The 22,616-nt window shown below is 65.6% G+C and carries 17 protein-coding genes; 3 read left to right on the top strand and 14 right to left on the bottom strand.

All coding sequences use genetic code 11. The annotated features are described in order from the left end of the window. Positions 1 to 13: 13 nt before the first annotated feature. The 5 genes from EDC29_RS12205 to EDC29_RS12225 all read right to left on the bottom strand — a co-directional run bounded on the left by EDC29_RS12205 (position 14) and on the right by EDC29_RS12225 (position 5,921). A complete protein-coding gene (locus EDC29_RS12205; RefSeq protein WP_132230134.1) occupies positions 14 to 1,198 on the bottom strand; it encodes an acetyl-CoA C-acyltransferase in 1,185 nt (394 codons plus the stop codon). A 13-nt stretch (positions 1,199 to 1,211) separates the two neighbouring features. Beyond that, positions 1,212 to 1,973: an SDR family NAD(P)-dependent oxidoreductase gene (locus tag EDC29_RS12210; protein WP_132230075.1), complete on the bottom strand. Its 762-nt coding sequence runs from the start codon at positions 1,971 to 1,973 to the stop codon at positions 1,212 to 1,214. A gap of 19 nt (positions 1,974 to 1,992) precedes the next feature. Further along, positions 1,993 to 3,699, bottom strand: coding sequence for an AMP-binding protein (locus EDC29_RS12215; protein WP_132230077.1), 1,707 nt, complete (start codon positions 3,697 to 3,699; stop codon positions 1,993 to 1,995). Between the two features lie 239 nt (positions 3,700 to 3,938). Next, on the bottom strand, positions 3,939 to 4,931 hold the full coding sequence (locus tag EDC29_RS12220; protein ID WP_200189395.1) for an AraC family transcriptional regulator: 993 nt from the start codon (positions 4,929 to 4,931) through the stop codon (positions 3,939 to 3,941). A gap of 381 nt (positions 4,932 to 5,312) precedes the next feature. Beyond that, entirely contained in the window at positions 5,313 to 5,921 is a 609-nt protein-coding gene (locus EDC29_RS12225) for a hypothetical protein (protein WP_123140948.1), read from the bottom strand. A gap of 469 nt (positions 5,922 to 6,390) precedes the next feature. On the opposite strand from EDC29_RS12225, the gene nifE reads away from it, so the two are divergent. From nifE to EDC29_RS12240, 3 genes are all read left to right on the top strand, one after another. Further along, entirely contained in the window at positions 6,391 to 7,746 is a 1,356-nt protein-coding gene (nifE, locus tag EDC29_RS12230; protein ID WP_165913509.1) for a nitrogenase iron-molybdenum cofactor biosynthesis protein NifE, read from the top strand. After that, the gene (gene nifN, locus EDC29_RS12235; RefSeq protein WP_132230079.1) at positions 7,734 to 9,065 is read left to right on the top strand and encodes a nitrogenase iron-molybdenum cofactor biosynthesis protein NifN; all 1,332 of its coding nucleotides are present in this window, start codon (positions 7,734 to 7,736) and stop codon (positions 9,063 to 9,065) included. Before nifE ends, nifN begins: the two co-directional genes overlap by 13 nt. 350 nt (positions 9,066 to 9,415) lie before the next feature. After that, a complete protein-coding gene (locus EDC29_RS12240) occupies positions 9,416 to 10,240 on the top strand; it encodes a formylglycine-generating enzyme family protein (RefSeq protein ID WP_223807004.1) in 825 nt (274 codons plus the stop codon). 121 nt (positions 10,241 to 10,361) lie between these two features. Here the strand turns inward: EDC29_RS12240 and EDC29_RS12245 are convergent, their stop codons facing one another. The 9 genes from EDC29_RS12245 to EDC29_RS12285 all read right to left on the bottom strand — a co-directional run bounded on the left by EDC29_RS12245 (position 10,362) and on the right by EDC29_RS12285 (position 22,508). Further along, positions 10,362 to 11,501 (bottom strand): transposase, encoded by a 1,140-nt coding sequence (locus EDC29_RS12245; RefSeq protein WP_132230081.1) that lies wholly within the window; start codon positions 11,499 to 11,501, stop codon positions 10,362 to 10,364. Further along, a complete protein-coding gene (locus EDC29_RS17685; protein WP_132230083.1) occupies positions 11,498 to 11,830 on the bottom strand; it encodes a hypothetical protein in 333 nt (110 codons plus the stop codon). Before EDC29_RS17685 ends, EDC29_RS12245 begins: the two co-directional genes overlap by 4 nt. A 660-nt stretch (positions 11,831 to 12,490) precedes the next feature. Next, positions 12,491 to 13,207, bottom strand: a complete 717-nt coding sequence (locus EDC29_RS12255; RefSeq protein ID WP_132230085.1) for a hypothetical protein — start codon at positions 13,205 to 13,207, stop codon at positions 12,491 to 12,493. Between the two features lie 210 nt (positions 13,208 to 13,417). Further along, entirely contained in the window at positions 13,418 to 14,713 is a 1,296-nt protein-coding gene (locus EDC29_RS12260; protein ID WP_200189393.1) for a hypothetical protein, read from the bottom strand. 374 nt (positions 14,714 to 15,087) lie between these two features. Then, a complete protein-coding gene (locus EDC29_RS12265) occupies positions 15,088 to 16,209 on the bottom strand; it encodes a VWA domain-containing protein (RefSeq protein ID WP_242466046.1) in 1,122 nt (373 codons plus the stop codon). A 29-nt stretch (positions 16,210 to 16,238) separates the two neighbouring features. Beyond that, positions 16,239 to 18,518 (bottom strand): DUF5682 family protein, encoded by a 2,280-nt coding sequence (locus EDC29_RS12270; protein WP_132230091.1) that lies wholly within the window; start codon positions 18,516 to 18,518, stop codon positions 16,239 to 16,241. Continuing rightward, complete coding sequence (locus EDC29_RS12275; RefSeq protein WP_132230093.1) at positions 18,515 to 19,612, bottom strand: ATP-binding protein; 1,098 nt, start codon at positions 19,610 to 19,612, stop codon at positions 18,515 to 18,517. The genes EDC29_RS12270 and EDC29_RS12275 overlap by 4 nt, the downstream gene beginning before the upstream one ends. Further along, the gene (locus EDC29_RS12280; RefSeq protein ID WP_132230095.1) at positions 19,609 to 21,183 is read right to left on the bottom strand and encodes a DUF5691 domain-containing protein; all 1,575 of its coding nucleotides are present in this window, start codon (positions 21,181 to 21,183) and stop codon (positions 19,609 to 19,611) included. Before EDC29_RS12280 ends, EDC29_RS12275 begins: the two co-directional genes overlap by 4 nt. After that, complete coding sequence (locus EDC29_RS12285; protein ID WP_242466045.1) at positions 21,180 to 22,508, bottom strand: hypothetical protein; 1,329 nt, start codon at positions 22,506 to 22,508, stop codon at positions 21,180 to 21,182. Before EDC29_RS12285 ends, EDC29_RS12280 begins: the two co-directional genes overlap by 4 nt. Positions 22,509 to 22,616: the final 108 nt, after the last annotated feature.

Genomic DNA, 22,616 nt, shown 5'->3' on the forward strand with positions numbered 1-22,616 from the left:
GGGCCGGATCCTCCTACAGACACTCGATGGCCATCGCGGTGGCCTCGCCGCCGCCGATGCACAGACTCGCCACGCCGCGCCTCAGACCGCGCTGGCGCAGTGCCGCGAGCAGGGTGACCAGGATGCGCGCGCCCGAGGCGCCGATCGGGTGACCGAGGGCGCAGGCGCCGCCGTGGACGTTGACCTTGTCGTGGGGGATGGCGAGTTTCTGCATCGCCACCAGGGTGACCACCGCGAAGGCCTCGTTGATCTCGAACAGGTCGACCGTGTCGAGCGACCAGCCGGTCTTGTGCATCAGCCGCTCGATCGCGCCGATCGGCGCCTCCGGGAAGCGCGCCGGGGCGTCGGCGAAGGCGGCGTGGCCGTGGATCACCGCCAGCGGCGCCAGCCCGCGGCGCTCGGCCTCGGCGCGGCGCATCAGGATCAGCGCGGCGGCGCCGTCGGAGATCGAGCTGGAGTTGGCGGCGGTGACGGTGCCGCCCTCGCGAAACGCCGGTCGCAACCCGGGGATCTTGTCGAGCCGGGCGCGCGGCGGTTGCTCGTCGTCGACGATCAGCCGCTGTTCCTTGCCGATGCGCACCTGCAGCGGGGTGATCTCGTCGCCGAAGTGCCCGTCGTCGATCGCCCGCTGGGCGCGGGTCAGCGACTCGATGGCGAAGGCGTCCTGGGTCTCGCGGTCGAGCCCGTTGGCCGCAGCGCAGTCCTCGGCGAAGGTGCCCATCAGCCGGCCCTTGTCGTAGGCGTCTTCCAAGCCGTCGAGGAACATGTGGTCGAGCACCCGGCCATGCCCCATGCGATAGCCGCCGCGGGCGCGATCGAGCAGATAGGGGGCGTTGGACATGCTCTCCATGCCCCCGGCGACCACCACCTCGGCGCTGCCGGCGAGCAGCATGTCGTGGCCGTGGATGGCCGCCGCCATGCCCGAGCCGCACATCTTGTTGATGGTGGTGCAGCGTGTCGACTGATCCAGCCCGGCGCCGAGCGCGGCCTGACGCGCCGGTGCCTGGCCCAGCCCGGCGGGCAGCACGCAGCCGAACAGCACCTCGTCGATGCTGTCGGCGCTGATGCCGGCGCGCTCGACGGCGGCGCCGATCGCGGCGCTGCCGAGCTGCGGGGCGGTGAGCCCGCCGAGCACGCCCTGGAAGCCGCCCATCGGGGTGCGGACGGCGCTGACGATGACGATCGGATCCTGGTCCATCATGACGACTCCTCTATCTGGCGGCCATGCGCAAGGCGCCGTCGAGACGGATCACCTCGCCGTTGAGCATGGGGTTGGTGACGATCGTGCGGACCAGCGCGGCGTACTCGGCCGGGCGCCCGAGCCGGGGCGGGAAGGGCACGCCGGCGGCGAGCGAGGCGCGCACCTCCTCGCTCATCCCGGCCATCATCGGGGTCTCGAAGATGCCCGGGGCGATGGTCATCACGCGGATGCCGAAGCGCGCCAGCTCGCGCGCCGCCGGCAGGGTGAGGCTGGCGACGGCGCCCTTGGAGGCGGCATAGGCGGCCTGGCCGATCTGGCCGTCGGCGGCGGCGATCGAGCCGGTGTTGACGATCACCCCGCGCTCGCCGTCGGCGTCGGGCGCGTTCTCGGCGATCAGCGGCGCGGCCAGGCGCATCAGGTTGAAGCTGCCGATGAGGTTGATGTCGATCACCCGACGGAACCCGTCCAGGGCGTGCGGGCCCTGGCGACCGAGGATCTTCTCGCCGTGCGCGACCCCGGCGCAGTTGATCAGCCCGTGCAGGGCGCCGTGGGCGGCGAGGGTGTCCTGGAGCGCGGCCTCGACCGCGGCCTCGTCACGGATGTCGGCGCGGCTGGCGCGACAGCCGAGTTGCTCGGCGCGCTCGGCCAGCGCCGCGGCGTCGATGTCGAGCAGCATCACCCGCGCGCCGGCGCCGATCAGCATCTCGGCGGTGGCCGCGCCCAGCCCGGAGGCCCCGCCGCTGACGAGAAAGACCTTGTCTTCGATCTGCATCCTGCTCTCCTTCTTTCCTTCAGGCCGAGGCGGCGTGCGCCTCGGCGGGTTGCCCGGTGGTCGCCTCGCGCATCCTGGCGATCTCCTGGTTGCGCAGGATGAAGCGCTGCAGCTTGCCGCTGGAGGTCTTGGGCAGCTCGGCGACGAACTCGATCTCGCGCGGATAGGCGTGCGCGGCCAAGCGCTCGCGCACGTGCCGGCGCAGCTCCTCGGCCAGCGCCGTGGTTTGGGCCTCGACCTCTGCCGGGCTCAGCTCGGGCGCCGGTTCATGGTCCGGGCCAAGCACCACGAAGGCCTTGACCACCTCGGTGCGCTCCGGGTCGGGCTTGCCGACCACCGCCGCCTCGACCACCGCCGGATGCTCGATCAGCGCGCTCTCGATGTCGAAGGGCCCGACGCGATAGCCCGAGGTGGTGATGACGTCGTCGCTGCGCCCGACGAAGCTGATGCTGCCGTCCGGGTTGAGTTCCACGGTGTCGCCGCTGAGGTAGTAGTCGCCGATGAAGGCGTTGGTCGGCGCGTTGAGATAGCCGCCGAACCAGAACAGCGGCGACTGGCTGCGATCGAGCGCGAGGATGCCCGGTTGGCCCGGCGGCAGCTCGCGTTGCTGTTCGTCGAGCACGACGATGCGATGTCCCGGCGAGGCGAACCCGGCCGAGCCGAGATGCACCGGATGGCGCAGCGCGTGGTGGTTGCACAGCACCATGCCGAGTTCGGTCTGGCCGTAGTGGTCGTGGATGACCACATCGAGCTGGCGCGCGAACCAGCGGATCACCTCCGGGTTCAGCGGCTCGCCGGCGCTGCTGACCACGCGCAGCCGACCGCGCGCCGCCGCGGCGAAGGTCTCGCCCCCGGCGATCAGCAGCCGATAGGCGGTGGGGGAGCCGGCGAGGTTGGTGATGCCGTACTTCTCGATCACCCGGCTGGTGCTCTCGACCGTGAAGGGGCCCTCGTAGAAGGTCGTCGCGTGCCCCAGCGACAGCGGGCCGGTGACGCCGAAGTAGACGCCATAGGCCCAGCCTGGATCGGCGATGTTCCAGAAGGCGTCGTCGGGGCGCAGGTCCACCGCGTCGCGCATATAGCCCCGGAAGGCGACGATCGCCTTCAGCGGCACGTGCAGCGCCTTGGCCGGTCCGGTGGTGCCGGAGGTGAACATCAGCAGGAAGGGGGCCTCGCCGTCGAGCATCACCGGTGCGCAGTCGCTCGAGTGCTGTTCGAGCACGGTCCAGAAGTCGTGATCCCGTCGGTTCGCGGGGGTGTCGATGGTGACGACCTGGGGCGTGGCCTCGATACCCTCGAGCTTGGCGCGGTTGCGCCCGTCGGTGATCACCACCCTGGCCCCCGAGGTGGTCAACCGGTAGTCGATCGCCTTGGGCCCGAAGGCGGTAAAGAGCGGCTGGTAGACGGCGCCGAGACGCCAGGTGGCGAGCACGGTGATCAGCAGCTCGACCCGGCGCGGCAGCAGCCCGGCGACGGTGTCGCCCTGGTCGACGCCCTGCGCGCGCAGGAAGTTGGCCAGCCGTGCGGCGCGGTCCCTGAGTTCGGCGAAGGTATGGGTCGCGCTGCGGCCGTCCTCGCCCTCCCAGAACAGGGCGATGTCGTCGGAGTCGGCATGTCGGTCGCAGCACTCGATACAGGCATTGAGTGCCCTGAGGCTGCCCGAGAGCGCCGCCTCGGCGGCCCCTCGATGATCGAACTGCGTGATCGCTGCTTGGTAGTCGCGCATCGCCGGTGTCCCCCGCGTCCTTTTGGTGATTGGGATCGATCCGCATGGAGCATGCGGTCATGCCGTCGTGATACTGGCGTGGCGCGGGTTGGCGGACAATGGTCGAAGGGCTCAAGTTGTCTGAGCGATTTGAACAAAGGGGATGGAGTTGTCGATTATTCGAATATGCTGATGGGCTGGGGCGCGCTCGGGTCGATTGGCGGGCGTCGGGCGCGCTGGGTGCGGGCTGGTGGCCGGGATCAGTCCGTGGCGTCGAGGATCAGGCTGCGATAGTGTCCCGGGTTCGAGCCACACCACTTGCGGAAGGCCTTGTAGAAGGAGCTGACATCGGCAAAGCCCAGCCGCTCGGCGATCTCGGCGAAACCGAGCTGCGGCTCGGCCAGCCAGCCGATGGCCAGCTCCTTGCGCACGCCGTCCTTGAGCCCCTGATAGGTCTGTCCCTCCTCGGCGAGACGCCGCCGCAGGGTCGAGGTCGACATGTGCAGCCGCTGCGCCAGGACCTCGGCCCGCGGCCACTGCTCGGCGGGCAGCTGGCGCAGATCGTTGCGGATCCGGCTCGCCAGGCTCTGCGGGTCGCGGTACTTGACCAGGATGTTGGCCGGGGCCTGGGCGAGGAAGTGCGCGAGTTCGGCCTCGCTGCGCCTGACCGGCAGGTCCAGACAGTCGGCTGAGACGATCATCCGCGTGCGCGGCTGGTCGAAACGCAGGTTCTCCGAGAACATCACCCGGTAGTCGTCGCAGAACGCCGGCGCCGGGCAGCGCAGATCGATCGCCAGGATCGGGATCCGTCGCCCCGACAGCCAGCAGGCCGCGCCGTGCACGATCATCCAATAGGTGAAATAGGTGAAGGCCCGGCGGGGAGGGGCGTCCCCCTCGTGCAGCACGATCTCCGCCAACCCCTGCTGGCGCACCAGCCGCGCCGACATCGCATCGAGCATCAGCGACAGGAAGGCCAGCGCCGAGGCCAGCGCCGCCTCGAGCGTCTCCTGCGCCATCGACGAGCGACAGAGGAAGGCCAGGCTGCCGCACTTCAACCGACGCGGGTTCATGGCGAAGAACTCGTCGTCGAGACGACGCGCGAGCAGCCGCCACAGCCGGCCATAGGCGGCGGCCGAGACGCGGGCGTCGTTGCACGTCCAGCGCGCGGGATCGATACCGGCCGCGGCCAGCAGCGCATCGGTGGGCGCGCCCGGTTCGCAGCACTGTTGCAGCGCCTCGCGAACCAGCTGCATGGAGATCGTGTCCTTCTCGGGGGGCTTGCGTAACGGCATGCGCTGACCGGGTGTCCTGACTCGGGCCGACCCCGATGGTACAACATGGCCGAGGTGGTGCCGTAGGGTGGGGGCTTCGCGATAACTCGATAACTGGGTGTCTCTTTGCCCTCCCTTTGCCCTGCCCCCTTCCTCGCGATAACTCGGTAACTGGGTGTCCCTTTCCCCCCTTCCGCTTTTCCCCCGCTTTTCTCGATCGGTAACTGGGTGTCGTAACTGGGTGTCCTTTTCTTTCTCTCCCCGGTAGGGTGTCCTTTTCTTTCTCTATCCCTCGTCGGCATGGCCAAGCCGGACGCATGAGCGCGTCCCGCCTCGATGCCGAGGCGGGACGTGTCCGTCCCCTCAGAGTGATCCGATGCTGATGTTGAAATGATTGGCGCAGGGCGTCTGTGGGCTGAAGAGCACCGCCACCGGCAGCAGCGATCCCTTGGCCGAGCAGGTCTGGAGCGTGGCGCCGCTCAGCGAGACGTGAGCGCCCTGCATCTGCGGTCCACCCATCCACCAGTTGTTGGTTGTGGTGAAACTGCCCTGGGCGATGAGGATGTCCTTGCAGGTGATCTGCTTGTCGCCGATCTGCATCTCCAGTGTGCCCTCGACGGCGAAGTTCAGCTCGTCGGGGAAGTTGCCCTTGCTGTCACACGCCAGGGTCTGCCCCGGTCCCGCGTTCACCGCGTCCTTGAACCATTGCGCCACCGCCTTCGTCTTGTGGCGTCCCGCCTTGACCACGATCCGCGCCTCTTCCCCGTCCTTGCTCACCCCGGAGGTGACGCCGCTGTAGGGCTGACCCTTGCTCACCGAGTGACCGGTCTCGGTGAACTCGAAGCTCTTCACCCCGGTGATGGCGAAGAAGACCTCGTTGTCGTGCTCGGTGGTCGCCTGCAGCGGCGCCGAGAGCATCAGCGCCAGGGCGCCGGGTGTGGAGAGTCGTCGCAACATGCGGGTCGGTTTCATCGGTGTCTTCCATCCATTGAATGTCATCTGTGGTGGGGAGAACGGCCGCTCCAGGTCGTCTGCTCGAACCCGGGGGATTACGAGCCGGACGGCCTGCCTGGTCGATGTGCGTGTGACGAGGAGAAATGAAACCGTGCGGCGACACCTTTCGTCGCTTGGTGAACGGGCAGAGATCGGCTAGGTGTGCGGGGGGGCTGTCTCGATCGGATCGGGGCGGGATCCCTGCGCCGGTCCCCAAGGGCCATCGATATCGAGCAGGAGCAGAAAATGGCATTTATTGTGCATGCAGACTCACATGCGGGGCCGTTCAATGCCGTCACTGGGGAAATTGATGATCGATTGTCGCTTTTCTCTCATCGAAGAATGTCCCTTTTCTCACAACTTTCTTGAACCGATGGATGAAGAAGCGGGGGAAGCGCCGTCAGGGCCATTCTGCCGATCCGGAACCCTCTGAATGGAAGGCCTGCTCGTGTCGTCAAAACCGAAGATCAAAGAGTTGCTCGTCGAGAGCGCCTGCGAACACAACAAGGGCCACAAGAAAGGGCCTTGCAACACGCCCACGCCCGGGGCCACCACCGGCGGTTGCGCCCTCGACGGCGCCCAGATCGCCCTGTTTCCCTTCGCCGATGCCGCCCACCTGATCCATGGTCCCATGTCCTGCGTCGGCGGGGCCTGGGAGACGCGTCTGACCCCGACGAGCTGGCCCGGTCGCGACCTGACCCAGACCGGCTTCGCCACCGACATCAACACCAACGATGTCGTCTTCAGCGGCGAGAAGAAGCTGGCCGAGGCGATCGACCATGTCATCACGCACTATGCGCCCGAGGCCGTCTTCGTCTACTCGACCTGTGTCACCGCGCTGACCGGGGATGACATCGACGCCGTCTGCAGGCAGGGCAGCGAGAGACACGGCACGCCCTGCGTGCCGGTGCATGCCCCCGGCTTCGTCGGTGCCAAGAATCTGGGCAGCCGCATCGCCGGGGAGGCGGTGCTGCGCCACCTGATCGGGACCAAGGAGCCGGAGGACACCACCCCCTTCGACATCAACCTGATCGGCGAGCACAACAACACCGGCGAGCTGTGGCGTTACCGTCATCTGCTCGAAGAGCTCGGCATCCGCGTGCGCTCGACCTTCAGCGGCGACGGTCGCATCGCCAGCATCCGCACCGCCCATCGCGCCAAGCTCAATGTGATCGTCTGCGCCAAGTCGCTGATCTCCATGACCCGCAAGATGGAGGAACAATATGGGATTCCCTGGATCTCCTGCTCCTTCTACGGCATGACCGATACCTCGAACAGCATCCTGGCCATCGCCGAGGCGCTGGGCGATGCCGACCTGATCGCCCGCACCCGCGCGCTGATCGCCCGCGAGGAGGCGCGACTGGAGGAGAAGCTGATCCCCTACCGGGCGGTCTTCGCCGGCAAGAAGGCGGTGCTCAACACCGGCGGCAACAAGTCCTGGTCGATCGCCTCGGCGTTGCAGGATCTGGGCATCGAGGTGGTGGCGACCTCGGTGCGCAAGTCGACCGAGGCGGACAAGGCCAAGGCGCGTCAATACCTCGGCGAGGACGCCATCCTGATGACCAGCCCGGCGAGTCAGCAGGCGCAGGTGATCGACGACACCGGGGCCCATCTGCTCCTGGCCGGCGGTCGCTCGCTCTATACCGCGATCAAGAAGCGGATCGCCTTCACCGACGTCAATCAGGAGAAGAAGAAGAGCTACGGCGGTTACGACGGGCTCCTGGTCCTCGCCGAGGACCTCAAGAACTCACTGCAGAATCCGGTCTTCGAACTGGTCGACAGGAAGGCACCATGGCAGAAGTAAGACGCAAGACGGGCAAGCCGTTGCAGGTCAACCCGCATAAACTCTCGCAGCCGATGGGCGCGACCCTGGCGTTCCTCGGCGTCGACCGCTGCATGCCGCTGATGCACGGCGCGCAGGGCTGCGCGAGCTTCACCAAGGTGATGTTCACCCGTCATTTCTGCGAGCCCATCGCCCTGCAGACGACCGCCGTGACCGATGTGACGGCGGTGCTGGATGGCGGCGACTACAGCATCACCGAGTCGATCAAGAACATCGGCGACAAGGTCTGCCCGGCGTTGATCGGCGTGCATACCACCGGGCTGACCGAGACCAAGGGGGACGATCTTCGGGGCGTCGCCAGCAAGATCGAGGCCCCCCTGGTCTATGTGAATACCCCTGACTACCAGGGCGGGCTGGAGAGCGGCTGGACGCTGACCGTCCAGGCGCTGATCGAGCAGCTCACCGAGCCGTGCGAGCGCACCGACGCGCGCAAGGTCGTCCTGGTCCCCCACGTCAGCATGCAGCCGATCGAGGTGGAGAAGCTGCGTGAGTTCATCGAGGCATTCGGCTTCGAGGTCGTCGCCGTGCCCGATCTGTCCTCTTCCCTCGACAATCACCTGGGGGAGAAGCAGGCGTCGCTGAGCGGTGGCGGGGTGACGGTCGCCGAACTCGAGGGGCTGGCGGACGCGGGTGCGGTCGTCACCGTCGGGGCCTCGGTCAAGCCCGTCGGCGCGACCCTGCAGAAGAAGAATCCGGCCATCCGGCATCGACACTTCGACCATGTGAGCGGTCTGGTCGGGACCGACGAGCTGGTCGCCTGGCTGCTCGAGACGAGCGCTCGGGACACCCCTCCGGCGGTGGTGGAGCGCTGGCGCAAGCGCCTTCAGGACGCCATGCTCGACAGCCATTTCTCCATCGGACAGACCCGCTTCCTGCTGGTCGCCGAGCCCGATCACCTGGCGGCCATGGCAGCCTCCTTGCGCGAGGTGGGCGGCAAGGTCGCCCTGGCGATCGCCACGGTCGACTCACCGGTCCTCGGCGACATCGAGGCCGATCGGGTGATCGTCGGAGACCTCGAGGATGCCGAGCAGCTGCGCGACGACTACGACATCATCATCGGCAACTTCCACACCGAGGCCCTGGCGCACCGGGTGGGAAAGCGCGCGGTGATGCGCGGCTTCCCCAACTATGAGGAGATCGGCAGCGCCCTGAAGAATGACGTGCTCTACGAGGGCGGGGCCTACTTCCTCTTTGACATCGCCAATGCCGCCGAGCGGATGCGGGAGTCGGAGGTTCACCACGCGCGTGAACGGATCAAGCAGCAGGGGGCCGCCGCCTGACGCGCGATCCCGTCACCAAGCGCGCGGTTCATCCGATGGGGCGCGGGCCTCGATCGGGTGAGCCGCGCGGTGAGATTCGCTGCTGGCGCCGTGATCCGCTGATCGCGGCGCCAGATCGAGCGGGGCAGGGCAGCGCCCGATTGCGAAACCTCAGCGTAAGCCCGCCCGAGAAGCGCCGATAATCCCGACAAGAATCATTGCTCCGCGAAGCGGCCGCTGCTCGCCCCATGGTCGAGCGCGCCAGCAGGCAGGTCGCGCTTGAAGTCGTACCCGCTTGGGTCCGCTTGCCCGATCCGCATCGGCCCCCTCACCAACCTCGTACCCGCGCAGTCTCACCCATGACCCCCAGGATGCCCCCGTCTGTCCTCCCGCTCGGCGTATTGCTCGTCGGCCTGTTGCTCACCGGCGCGAGCCTCGCCGCGCCGCCCGCCACCGACACCAACGCGCTGGGCATGACCTTCCGCCTGATCCCGGCCGGCAGCTTCCAGATGGGCTGCGACACGACCCGCCAGCGCTGCGACAAGGGCGAGCAGCCCGTGCACCGCGTCACCATTGCCCAACCCTTCTATCTGGCCGAGACCGAGGTCACCCAGCGGCAATGGCAGGCGGTGATGGGCGAGAACCCGTCCCACTTCAAGGACCCGGACAACCCGGTCGAGCAGGTCTCCTGGGAGGACGCCCAGGCCTTCGTGCGCGCGCTCAACCAGCGCCCGGATCTGGGCGGCGGCTATCGTTTGCCGAGCGAGGCCGAGTGGGAATATGCCACCCGCGCCGGCACCCAGACCGACTACTGGTTCGGCGACGGCGAGGATGAGCGAGCGCTGAACCGCCACGTCTGGCATCTCTTCTCCTCGCGCGAGCAGCCCCATCCGGTGGCCAGCAAGCCGGCCAACCCCTGGGGACTCTACGAGGTGCACGGAAACGTCTGGGAGTGGGTCGCCGACTGCGCCCACCCAGACTATGTCGGCGCCCCGAGCGACGGCAGCGCCTGGACCCAGGACTGTCAGCGCATGCGCGACGGCACGCCGATGCGCATCGCGCGCGGCGGGGCCTGGTATCTCTATCCCAACGGCGCCCGCTCCGCCTTCCGCTTCCGCTACGGCCCGGACATCCGTCACTATGGCTTCGGGCTGCGTCTGGCGCGCTCGGTCGAGACCGAGACGGTGGAGCGATAGCCGAACGCCATCGGGATCGAAACCTTGGCCGTCGTCGTTGGATTGGTGTCGAAGGGGCGCCCCCGGACGCGCGGTTGCCGGTCGTTCAGGCCGATGCTCCCGCGGGCGAGGACGAGCGCCCTCAAGCAGCCGTCAGGGATGATGCGCTGTTGCCGGTGAAGAGCGCCCGAGCACGTCGGACCCCACGCAGATAGCGACATTCGCGCCGTGCCGCGAGCGCCGTCAGCCGCTGCGGCGCGCCGATCGCGGCACCGAACCCCTTGAGCAGGAAACCGGCGTGCTCGACGAAACGCTCGGGGGCGATCCCGAGTCGGGTGAGGATGTCGGGCAGATCTGCCGGGATCGACCCGCGCTTGCGTGGATGCAGGGCGCGACCGAGCGAGTCGACGAGGGTCAGATAGTCGTCGAAGGTGAAGGGAATGACGGCGGGGCATTCGGCGGGGTTGCCGAATGGCATCAGTGGGGCAGGTGGTAAACGGTTGAGGGCGGCTTCCCAGAGTTCAGCGCTACGCACGTCTGTCGTGGGTTCCGTGGATGCTGCTGCTGGAGAGGAGGGTGGATGCGATGAGCCTTGCCGGGTCTGTGGCGCCGCTTTTGCTTCATCCCCATCCCCTTGCAAGTCGGCAATCCGTGCCGCGATTCCGGTGTGTGCACTCTCCTCCGGCGTCTCCGCGATCCCGGCGCGGATCGGGTTGAGATCGACATAGGCCATCACCGCCAGCAGCGCCGCCTCGTCGAGGATCGCCTGCGAACGGAACCGTCCCTCCCAGAACCGTCCCCGCACCCCATCCTCCCGATTCGCCGCCCGCGCGATCGACTCGTTCAACACCCGCATGAACCAGGAGAGATCCGCCAACCGCGCCCGATAGGTCGCAACCAATCCCGCGACCAGATCCAACTCCGCCGCCGTCATCCCCGCCCGCGTCGCAGGCAACAGGAACCGCTCCACCACCTCCGGTCCCCGGAACAGACACCGCCAGCGCCGCAACACCTCGGCATCCGACCACCCCGCCGCTCGATCGGCATCCACCCGCACCACCAGATGCACGTGATTGCTCATCACCGCATAGGCCGCGACATCAATCGCGAACACCCCCGCGAGCTGGCGCAACCGCAACTCCACCCACCCGCGCCGATGCTCGAAACTCCGCCCGGTCAACCGATCGAAGCCGCAGAGATACGCCCGGCGCACGCACCGCGTGACGACGTGATACCAGGGCGTATCGGACAAGGAGACGAGCGAGGCGCGGGGACGAGTCATGGGGCATCTCCTCCGCTGGAGGTGTTGGGAGAAGCGTAGGAGAGCGTCTCGCGAGCGTCAACGGTAAATGGGTGTCCCTTTTCTTCCAACCGCAACTCCACCCAGCCGCGCCGCTTTTCTTTGCTCATCACCGCATAGGCCGCCACATCGATCGCGAACACCCCCGCGAGCTGACGCAACCGCAACTCCACCCAGCCGCGCCGATGCTCAAAACTCCGCCCCGTCAGCCGATCGAAGCCACACAGATACGCCCGGCGCACGCACCGCGTGACGACGTGATACCAGGGCGTATCGACCAAGGAGACGAGCGCGGCGCGGGGACGAGTCATGGGGCATCTCCGCCGGGGGTGTTGGGAGAAGCGTAGGAGAGGGCCTTGGGAGCGTCAACGGTAAGTGGGTGTCCTTTTCTCTCCACTCCGTTTGCCCCGGGCACTGGGTCCCGGTCACGGATGGGTGCGCAGGGATTCCTCTTCGCCAGGGTCCTTCGCTCCACGGACTCCGCCTCGGCGCGGCTTGTGCGCTGACTGCTGTCGTCGTCGAGTTGTTCGTCCGCTTCTTCACTACTATGACCCTGTCCGACTCCTTGGCCACTGCGGCTGACGTGTCGGTTCTTCACCTTCCGCCGGGCCGTGCCCCTTCCTCGGGCCGTGACCAAGGCCTCCCGGGTTCCGCACAAGAGACATCCGCACATGCGTCGGGTCTTCGACTCCGGGGAACCGATCGGCCACTTGCGCTGACGCGACCGCTCGTCTTGCCTTCCCGCTCACCCAACGCGGTCAGCGTTCCCAACCTTGATTTCGGAGCTCCATACCGAGCCTATGCATGCCCCTGTCAACGCTTAACCGCTGCCCTCGCCGACAGTCCGGCCCATGACTCGGGGTCCCGGCGGTTCGCTACACCTTTCCGGGGAGAGGGCTTTCACCTCCAATCTCTTGCCGGCTTTTCCCGGCGCTCTGGGTGTCCCCTTTTTTTTTCACCTACCTACCTGGTTAGGTGCCAGGTTGAGCCGCAGCCCATTTTAGACCCTCCGGTTTCTCTGATTGCAAAAACCGCCGGAACCATCGCCACTTATCTTTGGCAGAATTTGGTAAGTTGCTATCCAAAGCCTCAGTGGCGAAAAGCTCATATTTTTCATATGTGGCTTCGATAACCCCATGCCTTGTGTTATTCGGGATGTAGAAATCGAATAGCCCATTTACAAATGATACATTTCCTTCTCTGAGGCACATGCGAGAACCGCCATCCCAGTGCTGAAGCGCATGAGAATGGAGCTGAACTCTGGGTTCGTTACCTTCCGCTTCAAGCAAGTACGCTTCTTGATAGGCAGGGCCAACTATGTTGGTTTCTGTGTGCCATAGCTTTCCCGCTGATATGCCGCCGCGAACCAGATAACCTTCATTCAAAAAGAAATGACTAAGCTGGATCGCTCGCATGACGATAACGCTGACGCCGTTATACCAGGGCCATTTTGTGTCGGCTAAAGGGGCGCTAAGAATGATGCAGTCAGAAATGTATTGATGACGCGGGATCAAGTGCTTAGGAGCGTCTGGATCTACGCCAGCGTCTAGTCTCGGAATAGCCGATTCAAGCAACGCTACCAAATCAGCCAATTTTTGTTTCTTAGCTTCATTCTCAACTGCTCCATTCACTAGCGCCTTGAAGCCTAAAACGTCAATGAAAGCTACTGCGCGATCTTCAAATTCCATAAAACTCCCGAGGCACCTAAGGCCAACCATCAGCGGCGCGCGCCTTTGGCGCGTCCGCTGAATGGTTTTGGTAAGTGGGTATCCCTTTCTCTGAATTACACCTTTCCGGGGAGAGGGCTTTCACCTTCAATCTCTTGCCGGCTTTTCCCGGCGCTCTGGGTGTCCCTTCTTTTCTCATCTTCTTCACCCTTAAAGCAAGAGATTCTGATCTTATCGAAATCTATCGGTCAGGGCACTACCGGCTCTTGCAGGAAGACCTGCCAATGTCAGAAGGTCGTTGCGATCTTGCTTATCTATCCATATCAGAAAGCTGCTATCGACTACCCGCAAGGTTAAATTTGTCTGATCGTAATCTAAAATAATTGGCTTCACTTCCTTCTTAACTTGAAGCGCCGCTGTTGATTGTAATGCCTGCGTGATATTACCAGGATTCAAGTCACCCCTTACAGGATGATTATTTTCAAGCGTTTCACGAATATTTCTATATTTTAACCCAGCGCGAAGACCCTCGATGGAAGCGGTAAGCACGGGATAAAGAAGCCACTTATACATTTCCAATGTTGTCGTCTGAAATCCTTCTGCAAACTGCGTTATAAATGAATTGAATCGCCCCGTCTGCTGAGACACGACAGACTGAACAATGTCTACGACATTTTCACTGTTGCCTATTGTTTTCTGCTGCGGTTCCGTTTGTAAAACGTTCGAGTCAATGCAGCATTTGTAGCAGGACTCCTGAACTACATATACGCTTCCTTGACTATGACTGAGCAACTCGTTTACGAAATTTTCATCGAATTTAATGTTTAGTAAACTCTCGCCTTCTGACACAACGCTCTGAATCTCTTCGATTTCCCATTTGTCCGCATTGATCGACGTGACACGGCCGGTAAGGTCGCCGTTGTAAACGGTTAGTCTATTTTCTTCCAGCCAAACGCCGACAATAATAAAACAATACTTTGACCCTTCATGAAAAGCTTTCAATGCAACAGAAAAATCTCTTTGTGCATCAGTTGAAAGATAATGGAAATCTTCCAGGACGATATATCTACTGAATAGAATGCTGTCTAACGCGGAAATGATATCATTTACATCTTCTGGGTCGAGTTCAAGTGGTGATTTGTTTGTTTGTTCTGAAACTTGGCGTTCAGCTTCCGCGCCACCTTCTGCCCCCGCGCCAAATATTCTTGCTGATATTTTTGCGAAAATCTTAGATTTTCCAGTGGCCGTTTTTGATGTCGACTGGGTAATCTCAAAGCCCGCTTTCTTTAAAATGGCAGCATTGATATCAGATATGTTCCATTTGTTTGAGCAGTGAATAACAATGCAGTTTTCGTCTGGAAGGCAATGCTTTCGCAAGCTGGTTTTCCCTTGTTTTGAACTTCCAAATATTACAAGGTGTTTCTCGCGTGTCAGATTTTCCACAAGAAGGTCATCAGCAGATTTTCGTTCAACGTAATTTAGCGGTAAATCTCTCGATATTCCAAATACATCGGCAGTCTTGTGCATGGCATTTCCTTTTATAAATTTGTTGGCTATTGCCTTTGTGAAGGCTAACAGTTAAATAGACTGACATCCGCATATGCAGTGCTAGGCTGACAGCAACCTAGTGCAATACTGGCCGACCGCAATGCGCAGACAACATCCGATCCCCCAGCCCATCTCGAAGTCAGTCTCCCGTTCGGTTGGGGCCAACATCTCTAGTAAATCGGTATCCCTTTATTCTCTGAATCGCCAGAATCTCCCTACCTCGTCTACTGTCAGAGCGCAAGCGAATTGATAAAATAGGGTATTTTCAGGAGAAAACCCGCATCTGGCCGAAACACACATCGCGTTACCCGGGCAATGGAGAGCCAGCATGCCTGAACCCAAGCCAAATGCCTTCAACCTCTCCCCCGCGTCATCACAATCCCCTCCCGCGCACCCCAAATATTAACATCCTCACCCCCAATCGCAGCAGCCATCAACGCCGGAAACTGATCCGGAGTGCAGGCGAAGGTCGGGATGCCCATGGCGGCGTATTGGCCGGCTATCTGGTGATCGTAGAAGGGCGCCCCTTCGTCGCTCAGGGCCAGCAGGGTGATGAATTCGACGCCGGACGCCTTGATGCTGGCGGCGCGCTTGAGCATCTCGGTCTGGTCGCCGCCTTCGTAGAGGTCGCTGATGAGGACGAAGACGGTGTCGCTTGGGCGTCGAATGAGGCCCTGGCTGTAGGCGAGCGCCCGGTTGATGTCGGTCCCGCCGCCGAGTTGCACGCCGAAGAGCAGGTCGACGGGATCGTCCTGAAGGGCGTCGCTCATGTCGACGACGGCGGTGTCGAACACCACCAGTCGGGTGCTCAAGGCCGGCAACGAGGCCATGACGGCCGCGAAGATGCTGGAATAGACGACCGAGGTGGCCATGGAGCCGCTCTGGTCGACACAGAGCACCACGTCCCGCAGTGAAGAACGCTTGCGCCCGAAGCCGATGCGGACCTCCGGGACGATGGTGCGTTGCGCCGGCTGGTAGTGCTTGAGATTGGCCTTGATGGTGCGGTGCCAGTCGATCTCCCTGAGCCTGGGCCGACGGTTGCGGACGGCACGGTTGAGCGCGCCGGTCACGGCCTGACGCATGGGCTGCTCGAGCCGGCGCATCAGGTCCTCGACCACGCGGCGGACGACCTGGCGCGCGGTGTCCTTGGTGCGCGCGGGGACGACGTGCTTGAGGGTGATGAGGGTTGCGATCAGATGGACATCGGCCTCGACCGCCTCCAGCACCTCGGGCTCCAGCAGGAGCTGTTCCAGCCCGAGTCGCTCGATGGCGTCCTTCTGCATGACCTGTACGATCGAGGACGGGAAATACTGACGGATGTCGCCGAGCCAGCGGGCCACGTTCGGCGAGGAGCCCGCCAGGCTACCGCGTCGCCCCGCCTGACCGTAGACGGCGTCGAGGCACTGATCGATGCGGACATCCTCGCCTTGCAGGGCCAGCCCGATGCCGTCGGATGGCTCGCCGCCCAGGATCAAGCGCCAGCGCCGCTCGCGTGCGTCTTGACTCATTCGCCGTCCTCCAGACCGAGCAGCCGAGACAGCAGCGGCAGCGTCGTCTCCGCCCGCGCGCGATCGAACTCGCCGGGATGGTCGTGCGTCGAACCGAACCCCACGGGTCCGCGTTTGACGCGCTCGCCCATCTGCCGCCGCTCGGCGGCCTCGAAGCTCGAAAAGGTCCGCCGCAGCAGCGGGATGACCTGCATGAAGGTCTCCTCGGGGAGCTGGCACACCCATTGGTCGACGAGCTGCCAGAGGGCGTGGTCGTGGATCAGGAGCTGACCGCTGTCACGCAGAAAGCCGTCCAGCCAGGCGGCGGACTGGCCGGGCGCATTCCCCCTCGACAAGGCCAGACCGAGCTGGCGGGCGGCGTCTTCCTCGTCCATCGCGCCGGTGTCGAGCAGCAGCCGGCAGCAGCGCCCGCGAATGATGCCCTGCAGGCTCTGGGTGTCGGCAAGCTGGCTCAGGGTGTGCTGCCACTGGGCTTGGAGTTGCGTGTCGTCGAGGAGCCGGAGCCCCTCGTGGACACCCTGGATGTGCTCGAATAGGGTCTCCGCCGCCTCCTCGTTGAGGCCGTTGCAGGCATTGGGGAGGCCGATGAAGATGCGCGCCAGGAGGCCGTCCAGGAGCGTGTCGACGCGCTCGAGCGCCGTCTTGCGGACATCCCCGTAGCGGGCCAGCCGGGCCAGCTCCGGGACGGCCTGCATCAGCACCAGCACGTCGGCGGCGAGCGCCGCTCGGGCCTGGAGCTGTTCGATCACGGGCTCGATGGCCTTGCCCAGGTCGGCGAGCAGCGCCTGCCGCGCCAAGGCCGCCAGCTGGCCGATGTCCTCGCGCCGATGCGCCTCCTGAACGACCGCCGTCGTCGCCGCCTGCGCGATGCTGTTGCCCCAGCGCCCGGCCTCGATCAGCGCCACCTCGAAGTCCGGCTCCCACTTGAGCCGCCAGGACTCCTTGAAGGTGCCCTTGCCCGCTTCGCGTCCGCCGTTGCAGCCCCAGGGGACATCGAGGAGCCGCAGCCGATGCAGGAGATGGCTGCGGGCCAGATCGTTCGGCTTGCGCAGATCGAGCACCAGTGACTGATCGCTCGCGCTCGGCTTGAGCCGCAGACGCCGCTGCTGGGCGCGCAGATCCTCCTGCAGCGGCGTCGCGGGCGTCGAGTCGGGCACCTGTCCCAACCGCTCGCCGACGATGAGACGCGCCTGGATGAGTTGCATCGGCGCCGATTCACCGAAGAGCATGACGGTCTGGGTCGCGTCGTTGAGTTCGGCGAGCGAGGGCAGGGGACGAGCACGCATGGCCGCCAGCGTCTCGGCGAGACGCACGGACTCGATGACATGGGCGCTGGAGATGTCGAGCCCCTCGGCCCGGAACGCCTGGGCGACCTTGATCAGCCAGGGGGTGGCGACGTCGCCGGACCGGGACCAGAGGTGATCGTACCAGCCGGGCGACCCGATCCCGGCACCGTAACCGCTGTGGTAGCTCAGGCGCCCGTAGGTCCAGGGAACCCAGGTCGCGGTCGTCTTGACCTTGGGCAACCCCTTGAGGAGCCGGTTGTCCTCGCTCTGCTTGGGGCGCTGCTCCAGCGCCGGGACGTGCCAGGCGCCGCAGACGACGGCGATGCGCGCAAAGCCCTCCTTCTCGGTCGCGCGCAGGATCTTGCGCATGGCGGCCTCGCGATAGCGCTCCAGGATCGGCGGATCCTGCGCAACCTCCCCCTCGACCTGCTCGCGCAGCGCGGTCATGACGGTGCGGATGCCGTCGAAGAGCGACTCGGTGTCGCGACGCTCCTCGACCATGTGCTCCCACCAGCGCTCGCTGTCCTCGTAACCGGCGGCCTGCGCGATCAGCGCGAGTGGATCGCCGCGCCAGGGCTCTGCTGGCTCGGCGCTGGGCTCGGTCCCGTCATCCGCTGAGGGCGCCGCGTCCGGTGCAGTGCGCTCCGCAGCCTCCTCGCGTTCCCGGCGCCGGAGCGCAATGCGATTGGCGAGCGGCAGGTCCATGAAGCGGACCGGGAGGTCGCGCCCCAGGGCGTAGTGAATCGCTTGCCACTCGGGCGAGAAGCGGGCGAAGGGATAGTAGGAGGCGTCGCTCGGGTCGTCCGGCGCATAGACCAGCATGGCGACCGGCGGGCGCATCCGGGCGTCACTGGCCAGTGCGACCAGCGCATCGCCTTCCGGCGGGCCCTCGATCAGGACGATGTCGGGCGCCAGACGCTCAAGGGCGTCGAGCAGACTGCGCGCGGAGCCCGGACCATGGTGTCGGACCCCGAAGACATGGGTGCTCATAGCACCTCGCGACAGGCCCGATAGAGATCCTTCCAGTCCGAGCGCTCCTTGACGACGGTCTCCAGATACTCCTGCCAGACGACCTTGTCCTGCACCGGATCCTTGACGATCGCGCCGAGCAGCCCGGAGGCCACGTCGCCCGCGCGCATCTGGCCGTCGCCGAAGTGTGCGGCCAGGGCCATGCCGCTGTTGACGACGGAGATCGCCTCGGCCGTGCTCAGGGTGCCGGAGGGTGTCTTGAGCTTGGTCTTGCCGTCGGCGGTCATGCCCTGGCGCAGCTCGCGGAAGACGCTGACGATGCGCTGGATCTCCTGCAGCGCGGGCTTCTCGACCGGCAGCTCGAGCGCCCGCCCGAGCCGCCCGACGCGCTGCTCGACGATCTCGGTCTCTTCCTCCAGGGTCGCCGGCACCGGCAGCACCACGGTATTGAAGCGGCGCTTCAGGGCGCTCGACAGCTCGTTGACGCCCTTGTCGCGGTTGTTGGCGGTGGCGATGACGTTGAAGCCCTTGCGTGCCTGGACCTCGGTATTGAGTTCCGGCACGGGGAGCGTCTTCTCGGACAGGATGGTGATGAGGCTGTCCTGTACGTCCGCCGGAACGCGGGTCAGCTCCTCGACCCGGACCAGGGCGCCGTGCTCGAGGGCGTGCATGACCGGGCTCGGCACCAGCGCGGCCCGCGAGGGACCGTCCGCGATCAGCCGCGCATAGTTCCAGCCGTAGCGCAGCGCCTCCTCGCCGATCCCCGCCGTGCCCTGAACCACCAGGGTGGAATCGCCCGAGATCGCCGCGGCCAGGTGCTCGGAGACCCAGGACTTGGCGGTTCCCGGGAGCCCATAGAGCAAGAGGGCGCGATCGGTCGCCAGCGTGGAGATGGCGATCTCCATCAGCCGGGCCTGACCGATGTACTTGGGGCTGATCTCGACCCCATTGCTCAGCGTGCCGCCCATCAGGTAGGTGCGCACGGCCCAGGGCGAGAGCGTCCAGTTGGGCGGTCTGGGATGCTCGTCGACCGCCTTGAGCGCCTCGATCTCGTGGGCGAACTCCTGCTCGGCGTGCTGGCGCAGGATGGCTTCGTTGGGGCTTTGGGTGCTCAAGGCGTACCTCGTTGGTTTGATTCGATGCGCGCGGACTCGATGGCCTGGATCATATCGTTGCGAAACCTCAGGGTGTCGAGCATCTCGGTGGCGATCCTCTGCCACGGGGAGGACGCCTGAAGATGCGGCCCAAGGTCATGTTCCATGGCCTGATAGCCGCCCGGGTCGAGGTGCGCCGCAACCTGACGGAGGGTGGCGTAGCGGGCATAGTTGGCGTCCGGCGTCTGCTCGCGGAACAGCGTGAGACAGGCCTGGCGCACGACCGACGAAAAGGACGGACTCCAACGGTGCCCGAGATGACCGAGCCGATCGAAGGCCCGCTTGAACGGCTCGTCCGTGCTCGGCATGGCGAGGGGCTGGGTCAGCACGTCCTCCTGCTCCGAGGGGGGCAGGATCGCCCACAACGCGGCATCGGCGTCGGCGTCGACCGTCCCCGCGATCAGCGCACGCGCCCATGCGCCATTGCCGAAATGCCGGGTGGCGCGCCGCCAGCCCGCCAGCAGCGTGCCCTGCCACGCGTGCCCCTCGACCATGCGGAGGATCTCGGGGGCTGAAAGCTGCCAGCGTTCGACCCAGTGGTCGGGATCGACCAGCCCCAGCAGCTGCTCGAGCCACCAGGCCTTGCGTCCCATCCCCTTGGGTGGTTTCTCGTGGATGCCGATCGTCGTCCAGGCGCTGTCCCAGTCCTCGGGCAGGGTGACGCTCAGCTCGCTCTTGCGGCCCTTGAGCCGCCCCATCAGCCCGGTCCCGGACTCGAACCCGAGCCAGCCATCCAGCAGCTCCACCGCGCGTGTCCGCACCGTCGAGCCGGGGATTCGGGCCAGGAGTCCAGCCGCATCGCCGCGCACGTCCTTGCTGCGATCCGCGAGGGCGGACTCCAGGAAGGCCACATCCGCCGGTCCCGATGCGTCGCTCAAGACCCCCAGCAACTTGCGTCGCTCACGGGCACCTTCTTGCGACCAGACGGCGGCCAGCAACTCGACGGCCTGTGCGGGAGCCTCGCGGCGCGTCTGGGCCAGATAGGCCAGTCGCTGCTCCGGTGTGCCGGTCTCCCACAGCGCCGCGTCGAGCCGCCCGAGATCCGCGACGCTCAGCAGCGGCGCCCACTCCGGGCTCTGTCCCGCCAGCCACAGGCCCTTTGCGCCGATGACGGCGATGATCGCCCGACGCAGGTCGGGACTGCGCGAGGCCAGTCCCAGGAGCGTCGGAATGCTGGACTCCGGGGCACGCAGCCCGTGCTCGGCGAGCAGCGCCAGCCATTCGGGGAGCAGGGTCTTGAGCCGATCGTCCTGGAGCAGGAGGCGCAGATGCCGGGCGCTGCCGAGGGCGGGGCGTGGGTCCGGCGCGGCCGGCGATGGCGCAGCCGATGCGAGCCGAGCCGGCAAGCGCCCGGCTTGGACGAAATTGCCCACGACCGCCGAGCAGCGCAGCAGCTGGACCGGGGCGTCCGTCTCTTGGGCTTGCAGGCCGGACAAGAGCGTTCCGAGTGCATCGGGCGCATCCCAGGTCCGGGTGCCGCGCTCGGTGCCGAGCAGCGCGGTGCGCGTGAGGTCGTTCCAGAGCTCGATCACGAAAGCTCCATGTGCAGTGCGTGAAAGCCCTGGAGACGCGACCCGTCCGCGATGGTCAGCGGGAAGAAGGCCTCTCCATCCCATTCGCCGAACAGCTGCACGGGCGCGCCGCCGCCCATGGCCAGCAGCTCCCAGCGCAAGGGGAAGTGGGGCGCGAGCGGGATCTGTCGGTGCGCCGCGTCGATCAGCAGCCAGTGCTCGTCCACCTTGACCGGGGTCAGGTCGCGCAGCGCGGCTGGAATCCGCTCCAGCCAGGGGGTCGCGGCCAGACGCTCGGCATAGGTGCGGTAGAGTCCGTCGAGCCCGTCGCCTGCGGCGATCATGGCGTTCGGCTGCGCCGGTTCGGTCCCCCGTTGTGTCTTCAGGAGCGCGCGAACCGGCCAGGTCGCCGGATAAAAGGCCAGCTCACCCTCGATACCGACGCCCTCCGGCGGCATGATCGGCAGCACGGCGCCGGCAACCGCGAAATCCAGCAGCAGCGCCCAGCGTTGGGTGCGCTCGCCGCGCAGCCAGGTGCGCTGGACCTGGAGACGATCCGCGTCGCTGGTCCACTTGCCCATGACCCGCCAGATATCGGCGACGCCGGGCTGGGTCAGGACCGTCTCCTTGGCCAGGGGGATGCCAAGCAGCTCATCGAGATCCGCCCGGACCGGCTCCGGCAGCGTCTCGCGGCGCTGACAGGCGTCCAGAATCAACTGGAGACGCGACAAGGCCTGCAGGGCGGTGCCCTGCCACTGCTCGGAGCCATAGCGCGCCTCCTGGCAGCGGCGGAGCCAGCGCGCCAGGCCCGGGATCTGCGCGTCGACCAGACGCGCCGCCATGTGGTCCCAGGACTGCTGCTCCATGGCGCGAGCCAGGCCCTGGCGCAGGGTATCGGCGAGCCAGCGCTGCAGCTCGTCGAGACCCGCCTGCATCTTCTCCTCGCGCTGATCGCGGCGCTTCGCCTGTGCGGCGGCACGGCGCTGCGCGGTGGCCGGGTCGACCGGCTCGGCCGTCTTGGTCTTGCCTCGCGCCTCACGCTCCGAGCGCGCCTCGCGCTTGTCCAGCCATTCGGCGACCCACTGCGGTGGGGCATCCGTGGCGAAGGCCGAGGTGGACTCGGCATGGGCCAGGGCGAGCCCAAGGCTGTGCTTGCAGGGGAACTTGCGGCTCGGGCAGGAGCACTTGAAGGCCGGTCCGGCGGTGTCGATGCAGGTCTGATAAGGCGTGCTGCCGCTGCCCCTGATCTCGCCCCAGATCAGCCGATCCGTCTGGCCGAGGCGCTGCCACTTCGCGGCGCTCGCCAGCTTGCGACCCGCGGCGATGGACGCGGTGTCGGGCGCCATGCCGTTGACCTGCTCAACCGTCCAGGGGGCCGCCATCGCCGCGCTAGCCCGGCACGTCAGTCAGAGCCTGGAGTCCCATTCCGGAGTCCACGAAAACGCGTGCGGCGA

It is taken from the genome of Marichromatium gracile (assembly GCF_004343155.1).
Taxonomy (GTDB): Bacteria; Pseudomonadota; Gammaproteobacteria; order Chromatiales; family Chromatiaceae; genus Marichromatium; species Marichromatium gracile.

Excerpts from the sequence above, each read along its gene's own strand:
- EDC29_RS12240 (WP_223807004.1), top strand. The coding sequence starts at position 9,416 with ATGCCCCCGTCTGTCCTCCCGCTCGGCGTATTGCTCGTCGGCCTGTTG.
- EDC29_RS17685 (WP_132230083.1), bottom strand. The coding sequence starts at position 11,830 with ATGACTCGTCCCCGCGCCGCGCTCGTCTCCTTGGTCGATACGCCCTGG.
- EDC29_RS12245 (WP_132230081.1), bottom strand. The coding sequence starts at position 11,501 with ATGACTCGTCCCCGCGCCTCGCTCGTCTCCTTGTCCGATACGCCCTGG.
- EDC29_RS12205 (WP_132230134.1), bottom strand. The coding sequence starts at position 1,198 with ATGGACCAGGATCCGATCGTCATCGTCAGCGCCGTCCGCACCCCGATG.
- EDC29_RS12260 (WP_200189393.1), bottom strand. The coding sequence starts at position 14,713 with ATGCACAAGACTGCCGATGTATTTGGAATATCGAGAGATTTACCGCTA.
- EDC29_RS12220 (WP_200189395.1), bottom strand. The coding sequence starts at position 4,931 with ATGCAGCTGGTTCGCGAGGCGCTGCAACAGTGCTGCGAACCGGGCGCG.
- nifN (WP_132230079.1), top strand. The coding sequence starts at position 7,734 with ATGGCAGAAGTAAGACGCAAGACGGGCAAGCCGTTGCAGGTCAACCCG.
- EDC29_RS12285 (WP_242466045.1), bottom strand. The coding sequence starts at position 22,508 with ATGGCGCCCGACACCGCGTCCATCGCCGCGGGTCGCAAGCTGGCGAGC.
- EDC29_RS12215 (WP_132230077.1), bottom strand. The coding sequence starts at position 3,699 with ATGCGCGACTACCAAGCAGCGATCACGCAGTTCGATCATCGAGGGGCC.
- EDC29_RS12255 (WP_132230085.1), bottom strand. The coding sequence starts at position 13,207 with ATGGAATTTGAAGATCGCGCAGTAGCTTTCATTGACGTTTTAGGCTTC.
- EDC29_RS12225 (WP_123140948.1), bottom strand. The coding sequence starts at position 5,921 with ATGAAACCGACCCGCATGTTGCGACGACTCTCCACACCCGGCGCCCTG.
- EDC29_RS12210 (WP_132230075.1), bottom strand. The coding sequence starts at position 1,973 with ATGCAGATCGAAGACAAGGTCTTTCTCGTCAGCGGCGGGGCCTCCGGG.
- EDC29_RS12270 (WP_132230091.1), bottom strand. The coding sequence starts at position 18,518 with ATGAGCACCCATGTCTTCGGGGTCCGACACCATGGTCCGGGCTCCGCG.